The following is a 14,673-nucleotide window of genomic DNA, read 5'->3' as shown; positions in this document are numbered from 1 at the left end:
CGGAAGCTAAGACTCTCAGCGCCGATGGTACTGCAGGGGGGACCCTGTGGGAGAGTAGGACACCGCCGGACACCAATTCACGATGGCCACCCAGAAATGGGTGGCCATCGCTGTTTAACCAGAGGTTCTCCCTGAGAGCCGCTAGCCGCTCGACGCGGCGCCGTGAGGAGTGACGATGTCCGAGGACCGCACGTCCGGAAGCGAGAGCGTCGAGCTCGGCGATCGTCTCGACGACATCGAGCAGTCGCCCCTGGCATCGCGGGCGGCTGCCTACGCGGAACTGCAGGAGCAGCTTCGGATCCGGCTCGAGGGTGGTGACTCCGCTCGATGACCGACTCCGAGGACCAGCGGCTCGATACCGCACTCGCCACGCGAGGCATCGCCCGCTCCCGAGTGCATGCGGCGCGCATGATCGCCGACGGTGTCGTCACCGTGGACGGTGCGCCGGCGCTCAAACCGTCGATCCGAGTGCGGCCCGAGCAGGAGGTCGCCGTCGCCTCGCTGGACCACTACGTCAGCCGGGCGGCCCACAAGCTGATCGCCGCCCTGGACGCGTTCCCCACCGTGCGAGTCGACGGTGCGAACGCCCTGGATGTCGGCGCCTCCACGGGCGGGTTCTCCCAGGTGCTCCTGGAGCGCGGAGTCGCGTCGGTGATCGCGCTCGACGTCGGACACGGGCAGCTTGCGCCTCGGATCCGCTCCGAGGAGCGAGTGCGCGTCGTCGAGGGCTTCAACGCGCGGGAGATGACGGCGACCTCGCTCGCAGCGGCCTCCGGAACGGATGTCGTGCCGGACCTCGTCGTCGCGGACGTCTCCTTCATCTCCCTGTCGATGGTGCTGCCGGCCGTCGCCGCGTCCGTCGCGCCGACCGCCGATTTCGTCGTGCTGGTCAAGCCGCAGTTCGAGGTGGGCCGCCTCGGCATCAAGGAGGGGATCGTCCGTGATCCGGAACTCCGGCGCGAGGCACTCTCCGACGTGCTCTGGTCCGCCTGGGACGCGGGACTCGGAGTGGCCGGTCTGATCGCCTCGCCGCTCCCGGGTGGCGCTGGGAATCAGGAGTATCTGGTGCACCTCCACCGCGACCGCGGAACGATTCCGACAGAATGGAGGGACGCGGTCACCGCGCTCACCCTCGGGTGACGCGATCGTGTCCGCCGCCGTCGATCGACCCGAAGGACACCCACTCGATGCAGTCCCCTCCTGGCGAGCGCAACATCCTCGTCATCGCCCATACCGGACGGGCGGACTCCCTCGAAGCGGCGATCCTCGTGGTCGGACGCCTCCGCGGGTCCGGAGCCCGGCCCGTGCTCTGCGCCGACGACAAGGGTGACATCGTCCGCACCGCGCCCGAGCTCAGCGACGTGGCCGTCCTCGGCGCCGACGTCACGCTGGAGGAGATCGAGCTGGTCTTCGTCCTCGGCGGGGACGGCACCATCCTGCGCGCGGCCGAGATCGTCCGAACCGGCACGGCTCCGCTGCTCGGAGTGAACCTCGGCCATGTCGGCTTCCTCGCCGAGAGCGAGCGCGACGACCTCGACGACGCGGTCGCTCGCGCACTCGACGGCGACTACGCCGTGGAGGAGCGGATGACGCTGCAGGTGCGCGTCAAGATCGACGACGCCGTGGTCTACGAGACCTGGGCGCTCAACGAGGCCACCGTCGAGAAGGGCAGCCGCGAGCGGATGCTCGAAGTGATGGTCGGCGTCGACGGTCGTCCGCTCTCCAGCTTCGGCTGCGACGGCATCGTCGTGTCGACGCCCACCGGCTCGACCGCCTACGCCTTCTCCGGCGGCGGTCCCGTCGTCTGGCCCACGCTCGAGGCGATGCTGCTCGTGCCGCTCAGTGCGCACGCCCTGTTCGCCCGCCCGCTCGTCGTGGGGCCGGACTCCAGCCTCGCCGTCGAGGTGAAGGAGCGCACCGACGGCGTCGGCGTGCTCTGGGCCGACGGCCGGCGCACCTACGAGCTGCCGCCCGGGGCGCGGGTGGTGTACCGCCGCTCGCCCGTGCCGGTGCGCTTCGCCCGCCTGCACGACGCCCCGTTCACCGATCGCCTGGTGCAGAAGTTCGGTCTCCCCATCCGCGGATGGCGGGGGTCGGCGGAGACGGAGTAGCCGCATGCTCGAGGAGCTGCAGATCCGCGACCTCGGCGTCATCGCCGAGGCGACCCTCCCGCTCGGACCGGGATTCACCGCCGTCACCGGTGAGACCGGTGCCGGCAAGACCATGGTCGTGACCGCCCTGGGCCTCGTGCTCGGCGCGCGCTCCGACGCGTCCGCCGTCCGCTCCGGCAGCAAGCAGGCCTGGGTGTCCGGCCGCTGGCTGGTGCCCGAGGAGGGTGCGGTCGCGGACCGCGTCCACGACGCCGGCGGCGACCTCGACGGACCCGAGCTGCTGCTCGCGCGCTCGGTCTCGGCCGAGGGGCGCGGGCGTGCCGTCGTCGGCGGCCGCAGTGCCCCGGTCAGCGTGCTCAGCGAGCTGGCCGATCAGCTCGTCGTGGTGCACGGGCAGTCGGACCAGATCCGGCTGCGCTCGGCGGCCGCGCAGCGCGACGCGCTCGACCGCTTCGGCGGACCCGAGCTGGGGGAGGCCCTGCGCGACTACGCGAGCGCCTTCGAGCGCTGGCGGGCCAACCGCGAGGAGCTCGACGAGCTGACCACGGCGCGGGAGTCGCGGGCGCGCGAGGCGGAGCGACTCCGCAGTGCGCTCGCCGAGATCGAGGTGGTCGCCCCGCAGCGCGGTGAGGACGTCGAGCTCTCGACGCAGTCCGAGCGGCTCGGCAGCATCGAGCAGCTGCGCATCGCCGCAGGGGAGTCCCGCGAGGCCGTGTCCTCGGAGGAGCTCGACGGCCGCGACGCCCTCGGTCTCGTCGAGATCGCCCGCCGGGTGCTCGAGCGCGCGGCGGAGCACGACGCGGCGCTCGAGCCGCTGACCCAGACCCTCGGCGAGGCGTCGGTGCTGCTCGGCGACGTCGCGGCCGGCCTCTCCTCCTACCTCGCCGAGCTCGACCTCGACGGCGCGCACGACCTCGAGCTGATCGAGAACCGCCGGGCGGAGCTCTCCGCGCTCGCGCGCACCTACGGGCCGACCCTCGACGACGTGCTCGACCTCGTCGACTCCTCCGGGCTGCGGCTGCTCGAGCTCGACGGCGACGACGAGCGGATCGCGGCCCTCGAGGCCGACACCGCCGCCGACGCCGATCTGGTCGAGCGGCTCGCCGACCGGCTGACCGAGCTGCGCACCGCGGCCGCCGCCGAGCTGGGCGCGCGGGTGAGCGACGAGCTGACCGCGCTGGCCATGGCCGATGCTCGCCTGCACGTGCAGGTCGGCAGCGCGAGCGAGCCGACGGTGCACGGGCGCGACACGGTCGAGATGCTGCTGCAGCCGCACACCGGCGCCACTCCGCGCGCGCTGGCGAAGGGCGCCTCCGGCGGAGAGCTCTCGCGGGTGATGCTCGCGATCGAGGTGGTCGTGGCGGCGAACGATCCGGTGCCGACGTTCGTCTTCGACGAGGTCGATGCGGGCGTCGGCGGTGCGGCGGCGATCGAGATCGGGCGCCGGCTCGCGCGCCTGGCCGAGACGTCGCAGGTCATCGTGGTGACGCACCTGGCCCAGGTCGCGGCCTTCGCGACCAACCACCTCCGGGTCGAGAAGGGCTCGGACGGCTCGGTCACCTCGAGCGCGGTGACCCAGCTGGACGCGGAGGAGCGGGTGTCCGAGATGGCGCGCCTGCTCTCCGGGCTCACGGACTCCGAGAACGCCCTGGCGCACGCGCGCGAGCTGCTCGAGTCGAGCCGCCGGCGCTGACGCCGGCCGGTGCGCCGCCCCCCGACCGGTGCGAAATCGGCGGGGGCGGCGCCCGGACCCGGTTCTGCTGTTACGGTGGAACCCCGTGGTGGACAATTCGAACTCGGGCCTTTCCTCTTCCTCTTCCGACACTTCTGCGGCCGGGCGCGACACCGCCCCCGCGAAGGTCACGAAGCACATCTTCGTCACGGGCGGGGTCGTCTCCTCGCTCGGCAAGGGCCTGACGGCCGCCAGCCTCGGCAACCTGCTCACCGCGCGCGGACTGCGCGTCGTGATGCAGAAGCTCGACCCGTACCTCAACGTCGATCCCGGGACGATGAACCCGTTCCAGCACGGCGAGGTCTTCGTGACCGACGACGGCGCGGAGACCGACCTCGACATCGGGCACTACGAGCGCTTCCTCGACATCAACCTGAACCAGGCGGCGAACGTCACCACCGGTCAGATCTACTCCCGGGTGATCGCCCGCGAGCGGGCCGGCGAGTACCTCGGCGACACGGTCCAGGTCATCCCGCACATCACCGACGAGATCAAGCGCCGCATGCGCCTGCAGGCCGAGGACGACCCGCAGCCCGACGTGATCATCACCGAGATCGGCGGCACCGTCGGCGACATCGAGTCGCAGCCCTTCATCGAGTCGGCCCGCCAGGTGCGCCACGAGCTCGGCCGCCGCAACGTCTTCTTCGTGCACGTCTCGCTCGTGCCGTTCATGGGCGCCTCCGGCGAGCAGAAGACCAAGCCGACCCAGCACTCCGTCGCCGCGCTGCGCTCGATCGGCATCCAGCCGGACGCGCTCGTGCTGCGCAGCGACCGGCCGGTGTCGGAGTCGAACAAGCGCAAGATCGCGCTGATGTGCGACGTCGACGAGCAGGCCGTCGTCAACGCGAAGGACGTCGCCTCGATCTACGAGATCCCCTCGATGCTCAACGAGCAGGGGCTCGACTCGTACATCATCGATCAGCTCGACCTGTCGGCCGGCGAGGTCGTCTGGGACGGCTGGTCGCAGCTGCTCGAGGCCGTGCACGAGCCCAAGCACGAGGTGACCATCGGCCTGGTCGGCAAGTACATCGACCTGCCGGACGCGTACCTCTCGGTCACCGAGGCGCTGCGGGCCGGCGGCTTCGCGCAGCAGACCAAGGTCGTCCTGCGCTGGATCGCGTCCGACGGACTCGAGGACCCGGAGGCGGCCGCGAAGGCGCTCTCCGAGCTCGACGGCATCTGCGTCCCCGGCGGCTTCGGCATCCGCGGCATCGAGGGCAAGCTCGGCGCGCTGCGCTTCGCCCGAGAGAACGGCATCCCCACCCTGGGCCTGTGCCTGGGGCTGCAGTGCATGGTGATCGAGTACGCACGCAACGAGGCCGGACTCGAGGGCGCGTCGTCCTCCGAGTTCGACCCGGAGACCGAGTTCCCCGTCATCGCGACGATGGCCGAGCAGGTCGAGATCCTCGCCGCCGGCGACATGGGCGGCACGATGCGGCTCGGTCTCTACACGGCCGATCTCGCCGAGGGCTCGATCGTCGCGGAGGTCTACGGAGCGCCGCAGGCGGCGGAGCGCCACCGCCACCGCTACGAGGTGAACAACGGCTACCGCGACCGCATCGCCGATGCCGGCCTCTGGTTCTCGGGGACGTCGCCGGACGGCAGCCTCGTCGAGTACGTCGAGCTGCCGCGGAAGAAGCACCCGTTCTACGTCGGCACGCAGGCTCACCCCGAGCTGCGCTCGCGGCCGAACAACGCGCACCCGCTGTTCAAGGGGCTCGTGACCGCGGCGCTCGAGCGCCAGGAGGCGTCGCGCCTGTTCCCGGCGTCGGAGGCCGGCTCCGATGACTGACGCGACCGATTCCGTGCCCTCGGACGCGCTGCTCTCGGACGAGCTCGTCGAGCCCGAGATCCTCACCAGCGAGCGCGTCTTCGACGGCATGGTCTGGGGCGTCCGCGCCGAGACCTTCCGCTACGGCGACGGCGAGCTGCGCCGCGAGTTCCTCGACCACACGGGCGCCGTCGCGGTGCTCGCCCTGGACGACGAGGACCGCGTCGCGCTGATCAAGCAGTACCGCCACCCCGTGCGCACCCGCGAGTGGGAGATCCCGGCCGGCCTCCTCGACATCGAGGGGGAGGACGCCCTCCTCGCCGCGCAGCGCGAGCTGGGGGAGGAGACCGACCTGCGGGCCGGCCGCTGGGACCTGCTCTCGGAGTTCGCCACCTCGCCCGGCGGCAGCGACGAGGTGATCCGCATCTACCTGGCGCGCGATCTCTCCGCCACCGACGCCGCCTTCGAGCGCGAGGCGGAGGAGGCCGACATGGAGCTGCGCTGGGTCGCGCTCGACGAGGCGGTCGACGCCGTGCTCGCGCGGCGGGTGCAGAACCCGTCCCTCTGCCTCGCGGTGCTCGCGGCGGACGCCTTCCGCGCGCGCGGCTGGGCCGGCCTCGGCGACGCCTCGGCACCGTGGACGCGGCACCCGCGGGTCCGCCGGGGGTGACTCCGGCCGCGATCGCCGACGCCTTCCTCCGGCAGGCGAGCGTCGAGCGCGGACTCTCGGCGCACACCATCGCGGCCTACCGGCGCGATCTGGGGCTGTACCTCGGCTGGCTCGAGGAGCGCGGGGTCACCGATCTCGCGGCGCTCCGGCGCTCGGACGTGGGGGAGTTCGCGTCCTGGCTCGCGGCGCGGGCCGAACGGCCGCTGGCGGCGAGCTCGCGGGCGCGGATCCTCTCGAGCGTGCGTGGGCTGCACCGCTTCGCGCTCGAGGAGGGGCACGTCGCCGACGACGTCGCCCACGACGTGCTGCCACCGAAGCTCCCGATGACGCTGCCCAAGGCGATCACGGTCGAGCAGATGGCGTCGCTGCTCGAGGCGGCCCGGGGCGAGGAGCTGTCGGAGCTGCGCGATCGGGCGCTGCTGGAGCTGCTCTACGCCACCGGGGCGCGCATCTCGGAGGCGGTCGATCTGAGCGTCGACGACGTGTTCGACTCCGAGGTGGTGCGGCTGACCGGGAAGGGCTCGAAGCAGCGGATGGTGCCGCTCGGGAGCTTCGCGCGCGAGGCCGTGCAGGACTACCTGGTGCGGGCGCGGCCCGAGCTGTCGCGGCGCGGGCGGGCGACGCCGGCGCTGTTCCTCGGAGTGCGCGGAAGTCGGCTGTCGCGGCAGAGCGCGTGGCTGGTGATCCGCGCGGTCGCGGAGAAGGCGGGGCTGGATCGCGAGATCTCGCCGCACACGTTCCGGCACTCCTTCGCGACGCACCTGCTCGCGGGCGGGGCGGACGTGCGGGTGGTGCAGGAGCTGCTGGGGCACGCCTCGGTGGCGACGACGCAGATCTACACGCTGGTGACGGCGGACACGCTCCGCGACGTGTACACGACGGCGCACCCGCGGGCGCGGCGCTGAGGGGGCGGGTCGCTTCATGCTGATCGAGTAGCCCGCGGAGCGGGCGTATCGAGATCCGGCGTTCGAAGGGGGTGGGTCTCGATACGCCGCTGCGCGGCTACTCGACCAGCATGGAGGGGGCCGCTGCGCGGCGACTCGACCAGCATGGAGTGGGCCGCTGCGGCTGCTCGACCAGCAGGGGTGTGCCGCTGCGCGGCTGGCTGATCAGCAGGCGCGCTCGAGATCGGCGGACGCCGGGGCGGCGGCGGGGACGACGACGGGGTCGCCGGTACACTCGACGGAGGCCGCGCGGGAGCGCACGCCGACACGGGAAGCGAGGCGACGCAGGTGACACGCAAGACGGACGACAAGGCCGAGCTCACCGGTCTCGAAGCCCCGACGCTCGGCCCGACCGGCCGGCCCCTGCGCGACTTCCCGCTCCCGGTGGAGCTGACCGGGCACGGGCCCGCGCGCATCATCTCGCTCTGCAACCAGAAGGGCGGCGTCGGCAAGACGACGACGACCATCAACCTGGGCGCGACGCTCGCCGAGTACGGCCGCCGCGTGCTGGCCATCGACTTCGACCCGCAGGGCGCGCTGTCCGCCGGTCTCGGCGTCGCGACCTACGACGCGATTACGATCTACGACCTGCTGCTCGGCACCGTCAAGGACCCGAGCGAGGCGATCCGCCCGACCCGCGTCCCCGGCCTCGACATCATCCCCGCGAACATCGACCTGTCGGCCGCGGAGGTGCACCTCGTCAACGAGGTCGCCCGCGAGACGATCCTGGCTCGCGTGCTGCGCAAGGTCAGCGCCGACTACGACGTGATCCTGATCGACTGCCAGCCGTCGCTGGGCCTGCTCACCGTGAACGCGCTCACCGCGAGCCACGGCGTGCTCATCCCGCTCGAGTGCGAGTTCTTCGCGCTGCGCGGCGTCGCGCTGCTGATCGAGACGATCGACAAGGTCCGCGACCGGCTGAACCCCGTGATCGAGCTCGACGGCATCCTGCCGACCATGTACGACTCGCGCACACTGCACTCGCGCGAGGTGCTCGACCGGGTGGTCGACGCCTTCGGCGACAGCGTGCTCGAGACGGTGATCGGACGCACGGTGAAGTTCCCCGACGCGAGCGTGTCGGGGGTGCCGATCACCACGTTCGCGCCGGAGCACAACGCGGCGAAGGCCTACCGCAAGCTCGCCAGGGAGCTGATCTCGCGTGGCGCGGTCGCCTGAGGCGCTCCTGCTCGACCAGGAGGCGGACACCGCCCCCGTCTCCCGCGGCTTCACCGTCGCGCTGTCGAACTTCGAGGGGCCCTTCGACCTCCTGCTGAGCCTGATCGCGAAGCAGCAGGTCGACATCACCGAGATCGCGCTGAGCGCGGTGACGGACGAGTTCCTCTCCTACCTGCACGGCATCGACACGGCGGAGGGGCTCGACCGCGCCTCGGAGTTCCTGGTCGTCGCGGCGACCCTGCTCGACCTCAAGATCGCCGGGCTCCTGCCGCAGGGCGAGCTGGTCGATGCGGAGGACGCGGCGATGCTCGAGGCGCGCGACCTGCTCTTCGCCCGGCTCCTGCAGTACCGCGCGTTCAAGCAGGTGTCGGCGTGGTTCGCCGAGCGGATCGACGCCGAGACCGGCCGGCACGTGCGCCAGGTGCCGCTCGAGGAGGAGTTCCGCGCGAAGAAGCCGGAGCTGGTCTGGACGCTCTCGCCCGAGGACTTCGCGGCGCTCGCCGCCGTCGCGCTCGCTCCGCGCGAGATCCCGACCGTCGGGCTCGACCACCTGCACGCGCCGCTGATCAGCATCCGCGAGCAGGCCGCGTACATCGTGGCCGTGCTGCGCGAGCGGACGACGGCGACCTTCCGCGAGCTCGTCGCCGATGCGAACGAGAAGGGCGTGATCGTGGCGCGCTTCATCGCCGTGCTCGAGCTCTACCGGCATGCCGCGATCGCGTTCGAGCAGCCGGAGCCGCTCGGCGAGCTGACCCTGCAGTGGGTGGCCGAGAACTGGTCGGACGCGAGCCTCGCGCACCTGGGGGCCGACTATGACCAGTGAGCCCACGAGCACCGACTCCGCGGCCGTCGCCGGTCCCGGGACCGTCGCGTTCGAGATCGACCGCGCCGTCGAGGCGATCCTGATGATCGCGGACGAGCCGCAGTCGCTCGCCGCGCTCGCCACGGCGCTCTCCCGGCCGATCCCGGTCGTCCGGCAGTCGGTCGAGCGGCTCGCCGCGGACTTCGACGGCGCGGACGGCGGCATCCGCCGCGGCTTCGAGCTGCGCGAGGTCGGCGGGGGCTGGCGGGTCTACGTGCGCCGCGAGTACGACTCCGTCGTCTCCGACTTCGTGCTGACCCAGAACCCGACCAAGCTGTCGCAGGCGGCCCTCGAGACTCTCGCGGTGATCGCCTACAAGCAGCCGATCTCCCGCGGCCAGGTCGCGCAGATCCGCGCGGTCAACGTCGACTCCGTCGCGCGCACCCTCCTCGGCCGCGGCCTGATCGCGGAGGTCGGCAGCGACCCCGAGACCGGCGCGGTCCTCTACGGCACCACCGAGCAGCTGCTCGTCCATCTCGGCCTCGCCTCGCTCGACGAGCTGCCGAAGATCTCCCCCCTACTGAGCGACGGACGGAACGGATTCGATGAGCGCGGCTGACTTGCCCGAGGGCGAACGACTGCAGAAGGTCCTCGCGGCCGCGGGGGTCGCCTCCCGCCGCGTCGTCGAGGAGATGATCGTCGCGCGGCGGATCCGCGTGAACGGCGAGGTGGCGAGCGAGCTCGGCCGCCGCATCGACCCGGAGAACGACCGGATCGAGGTGGACGGCGTCGCCGTGCAGCTGGACACCTCGCGGCGCTACGTGATGCTGAACAAGCCGGTCGGCGTGGTCAGCTCGCTCTCCGACGAGAACGGCCGGCCCGACCTCCGGACCTACACGCAGAACTTCGAGGAGCGGCTGTTCAACGTCGGCCGCCTCGACTCCGAGACCTCGGGGCTCCTGGTGCTGACCAACGACGGCGAGCTGGCGCACGTGCTCGCGCACCCGTCGTTCGGGGTGACGAAGACCTACATCGCGAAGGTGCACGGGCAGGTGCTGCCGCAGACGATCGCGGCGCTGACAGCCGGCGTCGAGCTGGAGGACGGCACGGTCGCGGCCGACAAGGCGCGGCTGCTCGGCCGACCGGAGGGTCGCTCGAACGCGTCGCTCGTCGAGATCACGCTGCACTCCGGGCGCAACCGCGTCGTCCGGCGGATGATGGCGGCCGTCGGGCATCCGGTGCTCGAGCTGGTGCGCCGGCAGTTCGGCCCGCTTCACCTGGGCTCGCTGCGGTCCGGCGATCTGCGCGACCTGACCCGCGACGAGCTGGGTGCGCTGCTGACCATCTCGCGCCAGGGCGGCGAGGCGCCGGTGGAGAAGCCGGAGCCGACACGCCAGGCGAGCGCGGGCGCGCGGCGGCCGCGGCCGCAGACCGCGGACGACCGGGGGACCGAGGGGCGCGGAGAGCGGCGGACCGAGGAGCGCTCGGTGCGGCGGTCCGAGGAGCGGCCCGTGCGGCGGTCCGAGGAGCGGCCGGAGCGCCGGTCGGAGGACCGCCCCGTGCGCCGGTCGAACGAACGGCCCGAGCGCCGTTCGGACGATCGCCCGGTGCGTCGCTCCGAGGAGCGGCCCGAGCGTCGCGCCGACGACCGCGGCGACCGACGCTCGGACGAGCGCCGTCGTGACGAGCGGCCGCGCGAGCGCCCCTCCGATGCGTTGCGCGCCGACGACCGCGCGACGCCGCCGCAGGACCGGCGACGCCCCTCCGCGAACGGTGCCGAGCGGCCCGACTCCGGTGTGCGGCGCAGCGGCCAGGACAAGCGGCGTCGGCCTGATCGGTAGGCTGTCGGGGTGAACGAGCTCCTGCACCCCGCCCCGCCCGCGATGCGGACGACGGGGACGGTGCGGGTGGTCGGCTCCGGTCTGCTCGGCGCGTCGATCGGCCTGGGCCTCGCCTCGCGCGGGGTCGACGTCGTCCTCGACGACGCCTCGCCCGCCAGTCTCTCGCTCGCCATCGACTACGGGGCCGGCCGCGCCGCCTCCGCGGACGACCGGCCCGTGCTGATCGTGGTCTGCGTGCCGCCGGACGTCGTCGCCGGCGTCGTCGAGCGCGAGCTGGCCGCGTTCCCCGAGGCGGTCGTCACCGACGTGGCGAGCGTCAAGATGCAGCCGCTGCGCGAGCTGCGCGCCCGCGGCCTCGACCTCAGCCGCTACATCGGCTCGCACCCGATGGCCGGTCGGGAGCGCGGCGGTCCGGTGGCGGCCCGCGGCGACCTCTTCGTCGGCCGGCCCTGGGTGATCTGCCGCGACGGCGAGACGCCGCCCGAGGCGCTCGCCCGGGTCGAGGCGCTCGCGCTCGACCTCGGCGGCTCGATCATCGAGATGGGTCCGGAGGAGCACGACCGCTCGGTCGGCCTCGTCTCGCATGCGCCGCAGGTGATCTCGTCCCTGCTCGGGCAGCGGCTCGTCGACGCGCCGAACGACGCCCTGCGGCTCGCCGGCCAGGGCGTGCGCGACGTCTCGCGGCTCGCCGCCTCCGCCCCGGAGCTGTGGGTGCAGATCCTCGGCGCGAACCGCGAGCACGTGGTCGCCGTGCTCGACGCCTTCCGCGACGACGTCGCCGCGGTCGCCGACGCCCTGCGCGACCTCGACGCCCCGGGTGCCCGCCGCCTGCTCGCCGAGCACCTCGCCGCGGGCAACGCCGGCGTCGCCCGCCTGCCCGGCAAGCACGGCCAGGACCAGCGCTTCTCCACCCTGATCGTCCTCGTCGACGACACCCCGGGCACCCTCGCCCGGCTGTTCGTTGAGATCGGCGAGGCCGGGGTCAACCTGGAGGACGTGCGCCTCGAGCATGCGGAGGGGCGCCGCGTGGGCCTCGCCGAGATCTCGGTGGTGCCGGAGGCCGTCGGCCCGCTGACCGAGGAACTGACCGCACGCGGCTGGAGGATCGCCGGATGAGCACGGAGCAGAACAGGCAGGAGGGCGGCCTGAACCGGATGACGCCCGCCCGCCGCGCGCAGCAGAGCATCCCGGAGGACGGGGGAGCGGCGCCCGAGCGCGCGAGCGGCTCGCACACCGACGACGTGCCCGACTTCGGCGACGCCGTCGTCGTCGCGATCGACGGACCGGCCGGCAGTGGCAAGTCGAGCGTCTCGCGCGAGGCGGCCCGACGGCTCGACTTCGAGTTCCTCGACACCGGCGCCGCGTACCGCGCGCTCGCCTGGCACGGCCTCGACACCGGGCTGGACTTCGCCGACGAGAACGCGATCGTCGACGCGCTCGACGGCTTCGACTACTCCATCGGCACCGACCCCGAGTCGTACTCGGTCTGGGTCGGCCGGACCGAGGTGACCGCGGCCATCCGCGAGCCCCGCGTGACCGGTCAGGTCTCGGCCGTGGCGAAGGTCCCGGAGGTGCGCCGGCGGATCACGCTGCTGTTCCGCCGCATCATCGGCGAGACCCGCAAGGCCGGCATCATCGTCGAGGGGCGCGACATCACGACGGTCGTGGCGCCGACCGCCGGGGTGCGGATCCTCCTGACGGCGAGCGAAGAGGCTAGGATGGCGAGGCGTTCGCGCGAAGTCACCACGCAATCCGCTGAAGCGACGGGTCAGGCACTGCGGTCCAGGGACCGCGCCGACTCCCAGGTGGTGGACTTCATGAACGCCGCAGACGGAGTCACTCTTCTCGACTCCACTCATCTCGACTTCGAGCAGACCGTCGATGCGGTCATCGCCGAGGTCCGAACTTCGAGAGCAAGGGCCGATCATGGCACAGGACACGCACGTCGGTGACGACGAGCTGAACTTCGGAGACGACGACCTCGTCGAGCGCCTCGGCGACCTCGACGAGCAGCTCGCCTCCTCGCGCGCCCAGGCGCTGCGCAGCGGACTCGAGGACTACGACCTCGACGAGGAGGACCGCGACCTCCTCGAGTACGCCAGCGAGGACCCCGACGAGATCCGCTACCTCCCGGCGCTGCCGGTCGTGGCGATCGTCGGCCGGCCCAACGTGGGCAAGTCGGCGCTGGTCAACCGCATCCTCGGCCGCCGCGAGGCCGTCGTCGAGGACACCCCCGGCGTCACCCGCGACCGCGTCTCGTACAAGGCCGACTGGCTCGACCGCCAGTTCACCGTCGTCGACACCGGCGGCTGGGAGCCCGACGCCCGCGGCATCGACGCCTCCGTCGCGATGCAGGCCGAGATCGCGATCGACCTCGCCGACGCCGTCATCTTCGTGGTCGACGCGAACGTCGGCGCGACCGCGACCGACGAGCACGTCGTGAAGCTGCTCCGCAAGACCAGGAAGCCCGTGTTCCTCGCGGCCAACAAGGTCGACGACGTGCGCCAGGAGCCGAACGCCGCCTCACTGTGGTCGCTCGGCCTCGGTGAGCCCCACCCCGTCTCGGCCGTGCACGGCCGCGGCGTCGCCGACCTGCTCGAGACGGTGCTGGAGAAGCTGCCGCTCGAGTCGCTCGTCGCCAAGCGCGAGGTCGGCGGCCCGCGGCGCGTCGCCATCCTCGGCCGCCCGAACGTCGGCAAGTCCAGCCTGCTGAACAAGGCCGCGGGGGAGGAGCGGGTCGTCGTCAACGAGCTGGCCGGCACCACCCGCGACCCGGTCGACGAGCAGGTCGAGATCGCCGGCAAGATCTGGCGCTTCGTCGACACGGCCGGAATCCGCCGCCGCGTGCACCTGCAGCAGGGCGCCGACTTCTACGCGTCGCTGCGCACCTCGACCGCGCTCGAGAAGGCGGAGGTCGCGGTCGTCGTGATCGACGTCTCCGAGCCGATCTCGGAGCAGGACGTCCGCATCATCGACCTGGTGCTCGAGTCGGGCCGCGCGCTCGTGCTCGCGTTCAACAAGTGGGACCTCCTCGACGACGAGCGCCGCCGCTACCTCGAGCGCGAGATCGAGAAGGACCTCGCGCACGTCGCCTGGGCTCCGCGCGTGAACATCTCGGCGAAGACCGGTCGCCACCTCGAGAAGCTCGTGCCCGCGCTCGAGCTCGCCCTCGAGTCCTGGGACACCCGCATCCCGACCGGCAAGTTCAACGCGTTCCTCGCGGAGCTCACCGCGGCGCACCCGCACCCCCTGCGCGGCGGCAAGCAGCCGCGTGTGCTGTTCGGCACCCAGGCGTCCTCGCGCCCGCCGACATTCGTGCTGTTCACCACCGGCTTCCTCGACCCGGGCTACCGCCGCTACATCGCGCGCCGCCTGCGCGAGATCTACGGCTTCCAGGGCTCGCCGGTGAACGTCAACATGCGCGTGCGGGAGAAGCGCGCGCGCTGACACGTTCTGTCGCGGCGGCTCCGGCACGTCGTTCTGCGTCCGGCTCGCGGGAATCCTCGGATCCCGCGAGCCGGACGCGTTTCTGCGTGCCGGAGCATGCTGATCGAGTAGTCCGCGGAGCGGGCGTATCGAGATCCACCCCCGCCCGCGCATCCGGCGATCGATCGGTCAGGAACGGT

13 protein-coding genes and 1 pseudogene are annotated in these 14,673 nt (G+C 72.4%); all 14 read left to right on the top strand.

All coding sequences use genetic code 11. From position 1 onward, the window contains the following. The first annotated feature begins 175 nt into the window (after positions 1–175). Positions 176–331 (top strand): hypothetical protein, encoded by a 156-nt coding sequence (locus EDF43_RS21780; protein WP_165909240.1) that lies wholly within the window; start codon positions 176–178, stop codon positions 329–331. Then, positions 328–1,140: a TlyA family RNA methyltransferase gene (locus tag EDF43_RS09655; RefSeq protein WP_132438487.1), complete on the top strand. Its 813-nt coding sequence runs from the start codon at positions 328–330 to the stop codon at positions 1,138–1,140. Before EDF43_RS21780 ends, EDF43_RS09655 begins: the two co-directional genes overlap by 4 nt. A 47-nt stretch (positions 1,141–1,187) precedes the next feature. Then, positions 1,188–2,111 carry an NAD kinase gene (locus EDF43_RS09650; protein WP_123733311.1) on the top strand — a complete coding sequence of 308 codons (924 nt, stop codon included), beginning with the start codon at positions 1,188–1,190 and terminating at the stop codon, positions 2,109–2,111. A 4-nt stretch (positions 2,112–2,115) separates the two neighbouring features. Then, positions 2,116–3,804 (top strand): DNA repair protein RecN, encoded by a 1,689-nt coding sequence (gene recN, locus EDF43_RS09645; RefSeq protein WP_132438486.1) that lies wholly within the window; start codon positions 2,116–2,118, stop codon positions 3,802–3,804. Positions 3,805–3,889: 85 nt separating this feature from the next. Continuing rightward, positions 3,890–5,635: a CTP synthase gene (locus EDF43_RS09640; protein WP_132438485.1), complete on the top strand. Its 1,746-nt coding sequence runs from the start codon at positions 3,890–3,892 to the stop codon at positions 5,633–5,635. Next, complete coding sequence (locus tag EDF43_RS09635; RefSeq protein WP_132438484.1) at positions 5,628–6,284, top strand: NUDIX hydrolase; 657 nt, start codon at positions 5,628–5,630, stop codon at positions 6,282–6,284. Before EDF43_RS09640 ends, EDF43_RS09635 begins: the two co-directional genes overlap by 8 nt. Next, on the top strand, positions 6,251–7,189 hold the full coding sequence (xerD, locus tag EDF43_RS09630; protein ID WP_243582658.1) for a site-specific tyrosine recombinase XerD: 939 nt from the start codon (positions 6,251–6,253) through the stop codon (positions 7,187–7,189). Before EDF43_RS09635 ends, xerD begins: the two co-directional genes overlap by 34 nt. Before the next feature lie 327 nt (positions 7,190–7,516). After that, positions 7,517–8,404, top strand: coding sequence for a ParA family protein (locus tag EDF43_RS09625; RefSeq protein ID WP_123446039.1), 888 nt, complete (start codon positions 7,517–7,519; stop codon positions 8,402–8,404). After that, the gene (locus tag EDF43_RS09620) at positions 8,388–9,227 is read left to right on the top strand and encodes a ScpA family protein (RefSeq protein ID WP_132438483.1); all 840 of its coding nucleotides are present in this window, start codon (positions 8,388–8,390) and stop codon (positions 9,225–9,227) included. Before EDF43_RS09625 ends, EDF43_RS09620 begins: the two co-directional genes overlap by 17 nt. Next, positions 9,217–9,825, top strand: a complete 609-nt coding sequence (scpB, locus tag EDF43_RS09615) for an SMC-Scp complex subunit ScpB (RefSeq protein WP_123735984.1) — start codon at positions 9,217–9,219, stop codon at positions 9,823–9,825. The genes EDF43_RS09620 and scpB overlap by 11 nt, the downstream gene beginning before the upstream one ends. Further along, positions 9,812–10,561 (top strand): annotated as a pseudogene (locus EDF43_RS22315) (pseudouridine synthase); the annotation flags it as partial. The gene scpB and the pseudogene EDF43_RS22315, both read left to right, overlap by 14 nt. A 528-nt stretch (positions 10,562–11,089) precedes the next feature. Continuing rightward, positions 11,090–12,163, top strand: a complete 1,074-nt coding sequence (locus EDF43_RS09605; protein ID WP_123736021.1) for a prephenate dehydrogenase — start codon at positions 11,090–11,092, stop codon at positions 12,161–12,163. Continuing rightward, positions 12,160–12,999 (top strand): (d)CMP kinase, encoded by an 840-nt coding sequence (gene cmk, locus EDF43_RS09600; RefSeq protein ID WP_243582657.1) that lies wholly within the window; start codon positions 12,160–12,162, stop codon positions 12,997–12,999. Before EDF43_RS09605 ends, cmk begins: the two co-directional genes overlap by 4 nt. Beyond that, positions 12,974–14,494 carry a ribosome biogenesis GTPase Der gene (gene der, locus EDF43_RS09595; RefSeq protein ID WP_123735983.1) on the top strand — a complete coding sequence of 507 codons (1,521 nt, stop codon included), beginning with the start codon at positions 12,974–12,976 and terminating at the stop codon, positions 14,492–14,494. Before cmk ends, der begins: the two co-directional genes overlap by 26 nt. The last annotated feature ends 179 nt before the right edge of the window (positions 14,495–14,673 follow it).

Origin of the sequence: Rathayibacter sp. PhB179 (assembly GCF_004345345.1) — a bacterium.
Lineage (GTDB): Bacteria > Actinomycetota > Actinomycetes > Actinomycetales > Microbacteriaceae > Rathayibacter > Rathayibacter festucae.
The sequence above is the reverse complement of the archived record's forward strand: the minus strand, read 5'-3'. Positions and strand labels throughout refer to the sequence as shown.